This is a genomic window from Acinetobacter sp. YH12255, from assembly GCF_013417355.1.
GTDB classification, from domain to species: Bacteria; Pseudomonadota; Gammaproteobacteria; order Pseudomonadales; family Moraxellaceae; genus Acinetobacter; species Acinetobacter pseudolwoffii.
This window is the reverse complement of record NZ_VPEC01000001.1, coordinates 32,586-44,659: the sequence shown is the minus strand read 5'-3', so window position 1 is coordinate 44,659 and position 12,074 is coordinate 32,586. Positions and strand designations below refer to the sequence as shown.

Genomic DNA, 12,074 nt, shown 5'->3' with positions numbered 1-12,074 from the left:
TTGAAATGCGGGATAACCCTAAACATAGGTTTTATCTTAATCCAATCTCTCCGCAAATAATGGATATTTGGGTAGAGAAATGTAAAAAAGTATACGAAACTAAGATAAACAGTTTAATTGAAAATTTTTAAGATTCAATCAAGTAGTGAAATTCTGAATCAGAAACTTTTTTTGATTCAAGCTTGAGTTGATGAATCTGGCAATAACGGCTGACATCCGTCTGACTATGTGGATCAGAGGATTTGAGCAAGAAAGTTTTCTGATTACCGGCCTTTAGTGCCCGTTTTAACATTAATAGCGGCATCGGGCAGGGTTTTCCCATGGCATCGATAAGACAATACTGCTCTGGATTTTGCGACATTAGGGTTTCATTCATATAGCAAAAAAATGACAATAAATAGTAACAAAGAAGCGTATAGAACCAAACTGCTTTAATAAAAATCAGGATCTAAAAGAAGATATAAAGTCTTTTGACAATTTTCATGAAAAAAATAACTAAATCAAACAGAACATGCTAAAAAAAATCTATTAATTGTGATAAACCCATGTTAAGCTCGTTGCGTATTTGGGACTTTGAATAAACAAAGTGATTGTTTTTCACCCTATTACATAAATGGATGTAACCGGGATTTTGTTGATAGTTTTACAGAATGATTACAAGCTTAAAAATAATATTTTCAAACTTGTTTGCTCTGCTGTTTGCAACACCGGGTGGTCCTTCTTTTAGTTTCAATGAGGATTAACTTATGACAGCTGCTCGCGAACAAGGCGTAGTTAAGTGGTTTAACGATACTAAAGGCTTCGGCTTTATTCAACGTAACGGCGGTGATGACGTATTTGTTCATTTCCGTGCTATCCAAGGTGACGGCCACCGTTCACTTCGTGATGGTCAACGCGTTGAATTCAGTGTTGTTAAAGGCCAAAAAGGCTTTCAAGCTGAAGAAGTTCAACCATTAGACTAATCTTCGGATTAAGCTAAAAAGAAAACGCTCCAATATAACTTGGGGCGTTTTTTGTTTATACTATCCCCATCTTAGTGATTACCCAAGTAGAGCACCGCTTTATGTCATCTGGTTTTGAAACCTTAAATTTACATCCCAATCTAAAAAAAGCGATTGATGCTTTAGGCTTTACCACCATGACGCCTATCCAGCAGAAGGTTTTAAAATTCACGCTGGCAGGACATGATGCCATTGGCCGTGCACAGACAGGTACCGGTAAAACTGCGGCCTTTTTAATTAGTATCATGAATGATCTATTAAATAATCCGATTCAGGAACAGCGTTATCGTGGTGAACCGCGCGCCCTGATTTTGGCACCGACCCGTGAACTGGCACTGCAAATTGAAAGCGATGCACAGGATCTGGCCAAATATGCCGGTCTCAATGTCGTGACTTTGCTGGGTGGTGTAGATTTTGACAAGCAAAAGAATCAACTAAATAAAGCACCTGTCGATATTATGGTCGCGACACCCGGTCGTTTGATCGATTTTGTCGAGCAAAAAGAAGTCTGGCTGGATCAGATTGAATTTCTGGTCATTGATGAAGCGGATCGTCTACTCGATATGGGCTTTATTCCTTCAGTGAAACGCATTGTGCGTTTTTCGCCGCGTAAGGAGCAACGTCAGACTTTAATGTTCTCTGCAACATTTAGCTATGATGTACTAAATTTGGCACAGCAATGGTTATTTGAACCGGTCACAGTTGAAATTGAACCGGAAAAGAAAACCAATGCCGATGTCGAGCAACGGGTGTATATGGTGGCTAAGGCCGATAAATATAAACTGTTGCAAGAAATCTTGCGTGATGAGCCGATTGAAAAGGTGATGATTTTCGCCAACCGTCGTGATCAGGTGCGTAAGCTTTATGATCATTTAAAACGTGATGGTTATAAGGTGGTCATGCTGTCTGGTGAGATTGCTCAAGACAAGCGTCTAAAAATGCTAGACCAGTTCAAAAATGGTAAGCACAACATTATGATTGCAACAGATGTTGCGGGTCGTGGTATTCATGTGGATGGTGTTTCACATGTGGTGAACTTCACTTTACCTGAACAGTCAGATGATTATGTACATCGTATTGGACGTACTGGCCGTGCGGGAACACGTGGTGTGAGTATTAGTTTCCTTGCCGAAGATGATGCGTTCTATCTACCAGAAATTGAGAAGGCGATTGGACAGAAATTGCCTTTGACCCGTCTGGAAGGTTATTGCTAATCCAGATTAAAAAAACCGCTCTTGAAGAGCGGTTTTTTTATGACCATGTGATCTGGACTTATTTGGCCTGACAACGGAAAGTCAAAATGGTTTGATAGTCATCATTCTGGTTTAAACCGGTATTGGTGCCTGCGATATTACCTAAAACAGTCGCTGCTGCCTGAATCATCTGTCCAGTCTGATCATCAACGACACCTTTTAATGCCCCGTTATAACCCGTCTTTTCATCGATAATAATCGCAGTAGCTTTCGAACCACAGGTTTTGCTGGCAGCATTAATGGCATTATTTTTGGCAGTTAATTGATTTTTACCTAATCCGGTGACCTCAAACTGATTATTTTCTTTCTGAATTGCCAGTGAGGTTGGGTTGGAAGCACAGGCAGTTAAAAGTAGAGCTGAAGCTGCTAATCCGCTGATCGCAATTGTTTTTTTCATGATAAAATCTCGGGTGAAAACAGAATTAAGCTTATTTGAGCATAGTAAAGCGCACAGAGTTTGGAGCTGTTGTATAAGTTTGGAAATTTTTAGTGTGACTCTATGCTAAAAAAGTAATTCAGCTAAGCATTTCATTGATTAAAATAAAAATATTGTAATGTTCTTGAGTGATTTTTGCGGCTAAGTCGCGGTGAAGTTTATAGAGTATTACAGCGGGAATATGCTAATCTTGAAAACAGTTTTTAAGTATAGATCTACAAAGCAATGACGGAATCCGTGGTCGACATCGTTCATCAAAATATTCACCAACGTCAATCAATAGGACATTTGCTGGCACCGGCACCGAATGCAGAACAGCTGGAGCTGGCTTTTCAGGCGGCATTGACAGCACCGGATCATCATCGGTTGAAACCCACCACCTTTGTGGTGATACCTGATGCACAGCGTGAAGCATTTGGGGAGCTGTTGTCTCAGGCACTGGTCGATCTGGGTGAAACTGAAACGGCACAGATTGAACGGGTCAAGAATCATCCATTCCGTGCGCCACTATTGGTGCTGGCTTTAACGCGTTTGCAAGATCATCCTAAAGTTCCACATTTTGAACAGATTCTCAGTTCAGGTGCCGCCATACAGAATTTTCTGTTATCACTCCAGGTTCAGGGTTTCTCGACCATGTGGCGCAGTGGTGCTGTAGTCGAATCTGGCCTGTTTAAGCAGGCATTAGGAATTTCAAAAGACGATCTGGTCTCGGGTATTATTTATATTGGCACTGCAGCAAAAGCAATTCCAGCACGCGCAGAGATTCAGACCAGTAATTTTGTAAGTTATTGGAATCAGAACGGTTAATTTGCACGGTATAACAGGGTATTAAAAAATAACATGTCAGAATTAAATTTTTCAGCACTGGTCGAGCCGGTTGCAGTCGATCATAAGACCGCTTTAAGAGTCACGGTGTTGGGTGGGGGCAGTTTTGGTACCGCAATGGCCAATACCGCAGTGCGTAATGGTTGTAATACCATGATCTGGATTCGTGATGAAGCTGTTGCGGCAGATATCAATGCCACGCATATCAATAAACGTTATTTGCCAGATTTCCAGCTGGAAGAAAACTTACTGGCTGTGTCGGATCTGGAACTGGCTGTGCGTGATCGTGATATTATTTTAGTCGCGATTCCAAGTCATTCTTTTCGGGATGTCCTGCAACAAATCAAGCCTTTTATCACCTCACAAGCCGTGATTTCACTCACCAAAGGGATTGAAGCCAAAACTTTTAGCTTCATGAGTGATATTATTCGGGAAGTATTGCCAGAAGTGCCTTATGGAGTGTTGTCCGGGCCGAATCTCGCCAAGGAAATTGTGGCAGGTCAGCCGGCAGGAACCGTGATTGCCAGCGAATCTGAGCTGGTACGTTATGCCGTACAGCAAGCCTTACATAGTGCCTTGTTCCGTGTTTTTGCCAGTGATGATGTACATGGTGTAGAACTCGGTGGTGCCTTGAAAAATATCTATGCCGTCGCGATGGGGATGGCAGCCGCGTATAACGTGGGTGAAAATACCAAGAGTATGATCCTGACCCGTGCACTGGCCGAAATGAGCCGTTTTGCGGTAAAATTGGGCGCGAATCCGCTGACTTTCCTCGGGCTTTCCGGTGTGGGTGATTTATTTGCGACTTGTAGCAGTCCGCTGAGTCGTAATTATCAGGTTGGTTTTGCCTTAGGCAAAGGCAAGACTTTGGAGCAGGCTACTACTGAACTGGGTCAAACTGCAGAAGGGATCAATACCATCGTACAGGTCAAGGCGCGTTCCGAAGAACTGGATGTCTATATGCCAATTACTTCTGCTTTGTATGATGTGATTTTTGAAGGTGCACCACCACTTAATATTGCCTTGTCATTGATGAAAAATGGTCATCGCAGTGATGTGGAATTTGTCTTGCCACATCATCAAGTCTGATCTATAACCCAAAGAGACTGTATGTGAATTGTCATATTGGCCAGTTATCATGCAGGCAAAAGAAAATAAGGAAATCCAATGCAACTGACTTTAGTGCGACATGGTGAGGCTGCTCCACCAGTCAATGGCAATGATAGCAAGCGTCCATTGACGGAGCGTGGTCATCAGCAGGCTGAGCAAACTGCACAGTTCTTAAAAAATATGATTAAACCTGAAGTGTTTGTGGTCAGTCCCTTATTGCGTGCACAAGAGACCCTGGCTCATCTGCAGCAGTATTTTCAAGATGTACCCGTGGTGATCTGTAATGCGATTAAACCCGATGATGATGCCAAGGTCGCGGTTGAATGGTTGTCGCAACTGCCTTATGAATCGATTGCCGTGGTGTGTCATATGAATGTGGTGGCACACATTTCTTCTATTTTGCTGGCGGAGTCTTTTCATCCCTATGCATTGGCAGAAGCACGTATCTATGCGCAGCCAGTCATTGCCGCGGGTTTGTCGACAACAGTTAAAAGTTTTATTCCTACATTATAAAAACCAATTAAAACGGTAGTACACAATCGATGTTGTATTTATGGATGCCTGAGGCCAATGGGGTTTGGCAATGGTCAACTGGGGAATTCTGGAACACTGCGGCCACACTTGAGCAGTTGATTCAGGAGATTCAGGCTCATCATGGCGAAGAAGCAGTAGTGTTTTTCCCGAGCCGTCATGTGCAAATTTTGCAGCAGACTTTGCCCAAGAGCCAATATAAAAAAATGGGCAATGAGGGCATCAAGTATCTGCTTGAAGAATATGTGGTGCTGCCCGTCGATGCCATGAAAGTGCTGCATCATTTTCAGCAGCCTGATCAGGTCAGTATTATGGGGATTGCGAATTCTACCCTCGAGACCTTGCAGTATTCTCTCAACCTGATTCCCGTCAAGCTGGCGGCTTTGCTGCCAGACTTTTTGGTGCTGCCGGTTCCTGAAGCCAATCAGCGGGTGATTACCCAAATTGGTGGGCGCTTGTTGGTACGAGAGGCAGAATATATCGGCCAGTCATTGGATGATCTGAGTCTGTATCTGGATTATCAGCCCAAAGATTTGCATTATAAAGTCAGTAGTCTGAATCAGGATCAGTTAAGTAGCCTAGAAGCATTGGTCACACAGGAGCAGTTAGAATCTTTTCAGTATGTCCTTCCTGTATTGAAAAAACCTAAACAGCATGCGTTTAATGTATTGCCCAAAGCCAAATCTGAAGGTGCCATTTCCGGTTACTGGAAAGCATGTGCAGCTGTATTTCTGGGCATACTGGTCTTGCAGTTTAGTTATGATGCGGTGCGCTGGTATCAATATAAAAAAGTGGCAAATCAGACCGCTGCACAGGCCGTTGATCAGTTCAAGTACTGGTTTGGGCAAAATTATCCGGTCACTGAGCAGAATATCAAAAGCCAGTTTGAAGGGCAGTTACGTCAAAGCCAGATCGCTGATACACAGGCATTACAGCTGATTAGTCGGATTGGGCCAGTCTTGATGCAGAACCAGATTGTGGCACAACGGATCAATTATGATGCGTCTGTGTTGAGTATGGAGCTCAAGGCCAATTCATCAGATACGCTAAATGCATTGACCAAGCAATTGAGTCAGCAAGGCTTTAAAGTGGAGCTGGGGAATATTCAGGCCAGCGGAACAGGTGCCATTGGGCTGGTGAGGGTGCAATAATGAAAGCCATCGAAGCGCTACAAAATCGCATGGATCAGTCTTTTGAAAAACTGAGGGATTATCTGGACAGTCTCTCGGCACGTGAACGGGTATTGGTGATTTTTACCACTATTTTTGTAGTTGTGGCTGCGGTCAGTTCAGCACTCTGGTATATGCATCAGGCAGCAGACACCCAGCAGAAACGTTTAAATCAGCTGAAAGATACCATTGTCTGGATGCAAAGTAATGCAGTCACCATGAAACCTGCTGGAGACATGCAGCTGGATGCCGCAGAGAAAGTACAGCGGGTGGCACAGCAACAAGGTCTTTCGGTTGCATCGCAGCAAATAGATGGGAAAATTCAATTGGCAGTCATGCATGAAAATTATGCAGTATTGGCAAACTTCCTGACTCAACTGGCACAAATGGGTCTAAGTGTTGAGAAAATGGAACTAAATAATGAAGCAGGACAGATTAAATTAACCGCGACCGTGCAATAAACGGTAAAAATAAAGATTTGCAAAGCATGGTTTTTTTGTCAGCCTATGCCTATAATATGCCGACTTAAAAAGCAGTAGACTTTTCTAGATATGTTGTATTCTCTAGCCCGCCCTTTGTTGTTTTCTTTAGCACCAGAGCGTGCACATGAGCTGACACTATCACTATTGAAATCATCCCATAAAATGGGCTTGATGCGTCAAAATGTTGCTGCGAAACCTGTGACTTGTATGGGAATCGAATTTCCCAATCCAGTAGGTCTTGCGGCAGGTTTAGACAAAAATGGTGCTTATATTGACGCCCTTGCTGGTCAAGGTTTTGGTTTTATTGAAATTGGCACCATTACCCCGCGACCGCAAGCCGGCAATCCCCATCCGCGGTTATTCCGTTTGCCACAGGCCAAAGCCATTATTAACCGTATGGGTTTTAATAATGAGGGTGTAGATCAGCTGGTGGAAAATGTCAAAGCTGCCAAATTTAAAGGCATTCTCGGCATCAATATCGGTAAAAACGCTGATACTCCGGTAGAAAAAGCAGTAGATGATTACCTTATCTGTTTAGAAAAAGTCTATAATTATGCGTCTTACATTACCGTCAATATTTCTTCTCCCAATACCAAAAATCTGCGCAGTTTACAAAGTGGTGATGCACTGACCGAACTGCTTGAAACATTGAAAAACCGTCAGCTTGAATTGGCGCAGGAATACCAGCATTATGTACCTTTGGTCCTTAAAGTAGCGCCTGATCTGGACGAAACCGATATTGCCTTTATTGCCAAGCAGTTACTGCAATTCAAGATTGATGGTCTGATCGTGACCAATACCACACTGTCACGTGAAGGGGTGGAAGGTCTGGCGCATGCAGAGGAGGCAGGTGGTCTATCTGGCGCGCCAGTCTTTGAGAAAAGTACCGCATGTCTGGCTGCATTTGCTCAGGTGTTAAAAGGACAAATTCCCTTGATTGGTGTGGGTGGTATTCTTTCAGGCGCAGATGCTGTTGCCAAGAAACAGGCAGGTGCCAGCCTTGTACAAGTTTATAGTGGCCTCATCTATACTGGACCTGAACTTGTAAAAGATTGTGTAGACGCACTTTAAATCCTATGAATGCCATTGATATCTTTCTGCTGATTATCTTGCTCATTGGAGGGCTCAACGGTTTGCGTCAAGGATTTATTAAAGCCTTTGCGAACTTAGTGGGATGGATCTTTGCCCTGATTGTTGCGGCAAAATATTCAACGCTACTTGCGCCGTCTATGGTTGCTCTGAGTACAGATCCAGTCGTACAAAAGATAGCAGCCTTCGCCTTTATCGTCCTGTTAATTGTGGTTCTGACCTGGATCGTCACTGCGCTTTTAAACCGTATTTTAAAGAGTCTTAAACTGGGTCCGCTTAACCGTCTGGCAGGTGGTGTCTTTGGTAGCCTGAAAGGCTTGCTGATTGTACTGATTACTATGCAAGGCATTGGCCCATGGGTAGAAAGCTCACCGCACTGGAAACAGTCCAAGTTTATTCAAGCCTTATTGCCTTATGCGCCTTGGGCGACTCAAATGTCGAAAGACGCCGCGAATGGCGCACTACAACATATCAAGCCTGAAGGGACATCGAAACCTTCAGCTGTATCATCTGAAACATCGTCCAAATCTGGAGCTGCAGATGAGTCTACAAATAATCCTTTTTATTAATCCTAGCTTGTCTGCGAGGTTGCTATGTGTGGAGTAGTTGGTATAGCTGGTAAATCACCCGTTAACCAAATGTTGTTTGATGCATTAACGATGTTACAACATCGTGGACAAGATGCAGCTGGGATCGTGACATGTGATGAAGGGCGTCTGTTCCTGCGCAAAGACAATGGGATGGTGCGTGACGTATTCCATACCCGTCATATGCGTGCCTTGAAAGGAAATTACGGTATTGGCCACGTGCGTTATCCAACAGCCGGTTCATCGAGCAGTGCAGAAGCACAGCCATTTTATGTGAACTCGCCGTATGGAATTACCTTGGCGCATAACGGTAACCTGACCAATGCCGAAGAAATTCATGATGATCTGTTCAAAACTGACTTGCGTCATATGAACACGGATTCTGATTCAGAAGTACTGCTAAATGTGTTGGCGCATGAATTGCAAAAACATGGCAAATTGGTGCCGACTTCGGAAGATATTTTCCACGCGGTAACACGTGTGCATGAGCGTTGTAAAGGCGCTTATGGTGTGGTAGCAATGATTACCGGACAAGGTCTGGTGGGCTTCCGTGATCCGAATGGTATCCGTCCACTGATTTACGGTTCACGTGAAACTGAACAGGGCATGGAATATATCATAGCTTCTGAATCGGTTGCGATTACTGCGCTGGGCTTCAAAGTTGAGCGTGATATTCAGCCAGGTGAAGCGGTATTTATCGATTTACAAGGTAATTTCTTTACCAAGCAATGTGCGAGCAATCCTGAATATCGTCCATGTATTTTTGAATATGTGTATTTTGCCCGTCCGGATGCCATTATTGATGGAATCTCGGTGTATAAAGCACGTCTGAAAATGGGTGAGAAGCTGGCGCAAAAAATTCTGCGCGAGTGGGGTGAAGAGCATGATATCGATGTGGTGATTCCGATTCCGGATACTTCACGTACTTCTGCATTGGAACTTGCCAATATGCTGGGTGTGAAATTCCGTGAAGGTTTCATGAAAAACCGTTATATCGGTCGTACTTTTATTATGCCAGGTCAGCAACTACGTAAAAAATCGGTACGTCAAAAACTGAACCCGGTTGAGCTTGAATTTAAGGGTAAAAACGTACTATTGGTCGATGACTCGATTGTGCGTGGTACGACCTGTAATGAAATTATCCAGATGGCACGTGATTCTGGTGCGAAAAAAGTCTTCTTTGCTTCCGCAGCACCGATGGTGAAATATCCAAACGTGTACGGTATCGATATGCCGGCAAAATCAGAGCTAATTGCCTCAGATCGTAGCGTTGAAGAAATTCGTGAAATTATTGGTGCAGACCGTTTGGTGTTCCAGGATCTGGAAGATTTAAAAGATGCAGTTCGAACCACCAAAGTGCCAGATCTGAAAGATTTTGACTGTTCGGTATTTGACGGCGTTTATGTCGCGGGTGGTATTGATGCGCAGTATCTGGATGATCTACAGCAAAAACGTAGTGACAGTGCCATGAAAGAAGGGAATTACATCGATGTGAATATCGATGCAGCTTCTGTGGATTTAACTGGCGTACGTGAAGTCTAAGCGCTTAAAATCATCATGAAAAAGCGGGAATTTCCCGCTTTTTTGTTTTATGATGAACCCATTGAAAATAATCTTAACTAGGGTTCTACATTGCGCAACGTAGGATATGATTTTATAAAAAACAAGAATATCGTATTGCCTGTAAGCTTCTGCTTGATTGCTGTGCTGTTAACTATTTTTATTATCAATACCGTTGTTGGTCTATTCGTTTTTTATGTTGATTCTACCCAGTCTATTTTCTGGCATATGCTCAGTCCTTATCTGATTGCGTTGCTGTTATGTGTGATGCTGATCTCGGTCATCTATGAATTTTATCTTTTCCGGAATGGCGGTTATTCGCTGGCAAAACAGATGGGAGCGCGCCGTCTCAGTCCGATGGAAAGTATTCCTGAGGAAAGTGCGGCACTGCAAATTACCCAGCAGCTGGCCGATACCTTTTTAATTGAACCTCCGGCGGTGTATGTACTGCCCGATGAAGTTGGAGTTAATGCACTGACGGCGGGATTTAGCCCGCGAGATACCGCGATTATTCTGACCTGGGGTGCGGTACAAACTCTGGATAAAGTCGAGCTGTATGGTTTACTCAGTCACGAATTTAATAAAATTCTGTCGGGTGAAACTGCTGAAAATACCCGCTTAAAAATTTTGTATAGCAGTTTAACCACCTTTAGCCAGTGGGGCAGCAAAATTGCCAAATCTGGTTTCTATCGAACTGGCATTCGACGTGAAAATAAGTTTGAAACCTTTTATGTCGCAATTGGCGCAGTAATCTGGCTGATTGGCAGTTTAGGGGTATTGATCACACGCTTTATTAAATATATTTCACTGGGTGGACGCACTTTTAAGAATGACCAGAAAACTCGCCGCCTGATTCAAAATGATGCCAATATCCAGACTTTACTCAGAATTCATGTGCATCATTCCGGTTCGCAAATCTATAGTGAATATGCCGAATCCATTTCCCATATGTGTTTTGCCAATTCCTTGAGTCCGCAAAACTGGTTGAACATTCACCCGAACATCAATCAGCGCATCTATGAATTAAATCCTGCCCTGATTCAGGATTTGCAGCTCGAGAACTTGAAGAAACTCAAGAATCAGCCTTTATTCAGTTTATTTCGTTCTCTGGAAGAAGTGGTGCCCGAGACTGCGATGAGCTGGAGTTCGCCACAGCCTCTGCCGTTGTTGCGTCTATCTCCAATCAGCTTTGCAATTAAAGATGCGATCAAGCCACTGAATCCAGAGCTGCGGCTGAGTATGCCGCGTCCGGAGTTGCTTGAACGTGCATTGCAGACGGCGACCGGCTCGCGTGAAGTCATGGTTGCCATCTTGATGATTCGTCAATATCGTGAATTTATTCCGACTGAGGCTGAAGTGAGCCGCGCCATTGTAGATTCACTGCTGAATCTGGATGGGCGGGTGCATATTTCGATTTTCCAGCAAGCCTGCAAGAATATTGGCGGGATGCCCACCACAGTTGCACGTCAGTTTTTGATGAAACTGGCACGAATTATTCAGGAAGATGGTGAAATTGGCTTGCTTGATGCCTTATTGCTGGAATGTGTCAAATATGAGCTGAATCTATTGCCCGCACATATTCCAACAGCTTTGGATGAAGTTAAGCCTCAGATTGTGCGTCTGATTGATGCCTTGTTGCATGTGCAGCAGATTAATAGCGGAAACCAGCTTGAGGTTCGCGAACGCATTTTAAACCGGATTTTGTCGGCTCGAGAATTGGACTTATACAATGAAATTTCTGATGAGCCGATTGATCTGGCGGAAATTCTGAATGATATTTCGGGGCTTTTACTGCGTGAACGTCTCGGGATTTTGGGGATCGCAGAAGCCTGTTTGTGGAGCGACCGTATTGTGACTCAGGACGAACTGGATGTGATGGAACTGCTTTATTGGCGCTTGGGTTTTGAGGCAGAGCAGATTATTCAACAAATGTTGAAGAAAAACAGTTTAACCATTATGTAAAAAAGAAGATAACAATTCACAGTTTGAAACTGCATCTGTTATAACAGAGGCAGTGATTTAATTGCATAT

Annotated in this window: 13 protein-coding genes; 11 read left to right on the top strand and 2 right to left on the bottom strand. The window is 43.6% G+C overall.

From position 1 onward, the window contains the following. Positions 1–127 precede the first annotated feature (127 nt). Entirely contained in the window at positions 128–361 is a 234-nt protein-coding gene (locus FTV30_RS00275; protein WP_257221941.1) for a sulfurtransferase TusA family protein, read from the bottom strand. A 385-nt stretch (positions 362–746) separates the two neighbouring features. On the opposite strand from FTV30_RS00275, the gene FTV30_RS00270 reads away from it, so the two are divergent. After that, positions 747–962, top strand: a complete 216-nt coding sequence (locus FTV30_RS00270; RefSeq protein ID WP_004280099.1) for a cold-shock protein — start codon at positions 747–749, stop codon at positions 960–962. Between the two features lie 101 nt (positions 963–1,063). After that, positions 1,064–2,215 carry an ATP-dependent RNA helicase RhlB gene (rhlB, locus tag FTV30_RS00265; RefSeq protein WP_005096570.1) on the top strand — a complete coding sequence of 384 codons (1,152 nt, stop codon included), beginning with the start codon at positions 1,064–1,066 and terminating at the stop codon, positions 2,213–2,215. 58 nt (positions 2,216–2,273) lie between these two features. On the opposite strand, the gene FTV30_RS00260 is transcribed toward rhlB, so the two are convergent. Beyond that, on the bottom strand, positions 2,274–2,651 hold the full coding sequence (locus FTV30_RS00260; RefSeq protein WP_005171568.1) for a hypothetical protein: 378 nt from the start codon (positions 2,649–2,651) through the stop codon (positions 2,274–2,276). A 264-nt stretch (positions 2,652–2,915) separates the two neighbouring features. On the opposite strand from FTV30_RS00260, the gene FTV30_RS00255 reads away from it, so the two are divergent. From FTV30_RS00255 to FTV30_RS00215, 9 genes are all read left to right on the top strand, one after another. Continuing rightward, on the top strand, positions 2,916–3,497 hold the full coding sequence (locus FTV30_RS00255; RefSeq protein WP_074382970.1) for a nitroreductase family protein: 582 nt from the start codon (positions 2,916–2,918) through the stop codon (positions 3,495–3,497). Between the two features lie 33 nt (positions 3,498–3,530). Then, positions 3,531–4,604, top strand: a complete 1,074-nt coding sequence (locus tag FTV30_RS00250; protein ID WP_005096576.1) for an NAD(P)H-dependent glycerol-3-phosphate dehydrogenase — start codon at positions 3,531–3,533, stop codon at positions 4,602–4,604. A 78-nt stretch (positions 4,605–4,682) separates the two neighbouring features. Then, positions 4,683–5,138 (top strand): phosphohistidine phosphatase SixA, encoded by a 456-nt coding sequence (gene sixA / locus FTV30_RS00245; protein WP_005096577.1) that lies wholly within the window; start codon positions 4,683–4,685, stop codon positions 5,136–5,138. Positions 5,139–5,167: 29 nt separating this feature from the next. Next, on the top strand, positions 5,168–6,307 hold the full coding sequence (gspL, locus tag FTV30_RS00240; RefSeq protein WP_180000799.1) for a type II secretion system protein GspL: 1,140 nt from the start codon (positions 5,168–5,170) through the stop codon (positions 6,305–6,307). Continuing rightward, complete coding sequence (gene gspM, locus FTV30_RS00235) at positions 6,307–6,786, top strand: type II secretion system protein GspM (RefSeq protein WP_005096579.1); 480 nt, start codon at positions 6,307–6,309, stop codon at positions 6,784–6,786. The genes gspL and gspM overlap by 1 nt, the downstream gene beginning before the upstream one ends. A 90-nt stretch (positions 6,787–6,876) precedes the next feature. Next, positions 6,877–7,878, top strand: a complete 1,002-nt coding sequence (locus FTV30_RS00230) for a quinone-dependent dihydroorotate dehydrogenase (protein ID WP_005096580.1) — start codon at positions 6,877–6,879, stop codon at positions 7,876–7,878. Between the two features lie 5 nt (positions 7,879–7,883). Next, positions 7,884–8,465, top strand: a complete 582-nt coding sequence (locus FTV30_RS00225; RefSeq protein ID WP_005096581.1) for a CvpA family protein — start codon at positions 7,884–7,886, stop codon at positions 8,463–8,465. A 24-nt stretch (positions 8,466–8,489) separates the two neighbouring features. Next, positions 8,490–10,025: an amidophosphoribosyltransferase gene (gene purF / locus FTV30_RS00220; protein WP_005096582.1), complete on the top strand. Its 1,536-nt coding sequence runs from the start codon at positions 8,490–8,492 to the stop codon at positions 10,023–10,025. A gap of 90 nt (positions 10,026–10,115) precedes the next feature. After that, a complete protein-coding gene (locus tag FTV30_RS00215) occupies positions 10,116–12,005 on the top strand; it encodes a M48 family metalloprotease (RefSeq protein WP_180000798.1) in 1,890 nt (629 codons plus the stop codon). Positions 12,006–12,074: the final 69 nt, after the last annotated feature.

Coding starts and splice junctions, on each gene's coding strand:
- FTV30_RS00275 (WP_257221941.1), bottom strand. CDS start 361: ATGTCGCAAAATCCAGAGCAGTATTGTCTTATCGATGCCATGGGAAAA.
- FTV30_RS00255 (WP_074382970.1), top strand. CDS start 2,916: ATGACGGAATCCGTGGTCGACATCGTTCATCAAAATATTCACCAACGT.
- FTV30_RS00225 (WP_005096581.1), top strand. CDS start 7,884: ATGAATGCCATTGATATCTTTCTGCTGATTATCTTGCTCATTGGAGGG.
- FTV30_RS00270 (WP_004280099.1), top strand. CDS start 747: ATGACAGCTGCTCGCGAACAAGGCGTAGTTAAGTGGTTTAACGATACT.
- purF (WP_005096582.1), top strand. CDS start 8,490: ATGTGTGGAGTAGTTGGTATAGCTGGTAAATCACCCGTTAACCAAATG.
- sixA (WP_005096577.1), top strand. CDS start 4,683: ATGCAACTGACTTTAGTGCGACATGGTGAGGCTGCTCCACCAGTCAAT.
- FTV30_RS00250 (WP_005096576.1), top strand. CDS start 3,531: ATGTCAGAATTAAATTTTTCAGCACTGGTCGAGCCGGTTGCAGTCGAT.
- FTV30_RS00260 (WP_005171568.1), bottom strand. CDS start 2,651: ATGAAAAAAACAATTGCGATCAGCGGATTAGCAGCTTCAGCTCTACTT.
- rhlB (WP_005096570.1), top strand. CDS start 1,064: ATGTCATCTGGTTTTGAAACCTTAAATTTACATCCCAATCTAAAAAAA.
- FTV30_RS00230 (WP_005096580.1), top strand. CDS start 6,877: ATGTTGTATTCTCTAGCCCGCCCTTTGTTGTTTTCTTTAGCACCAGAG.
- gspM (WP_005096579.1), top strand. CDS start 6,307: ATGAAAGCCATCGAAGCGCTACAAAATCGCATGGATCAGTCTTTTGAA.
- gspL (WP_180000799.1), top strand. CDS start 5,168: ATGTTGTATTTATGGATGCCTGAGGCCAATGGGGTTTGGCAATGGTCA.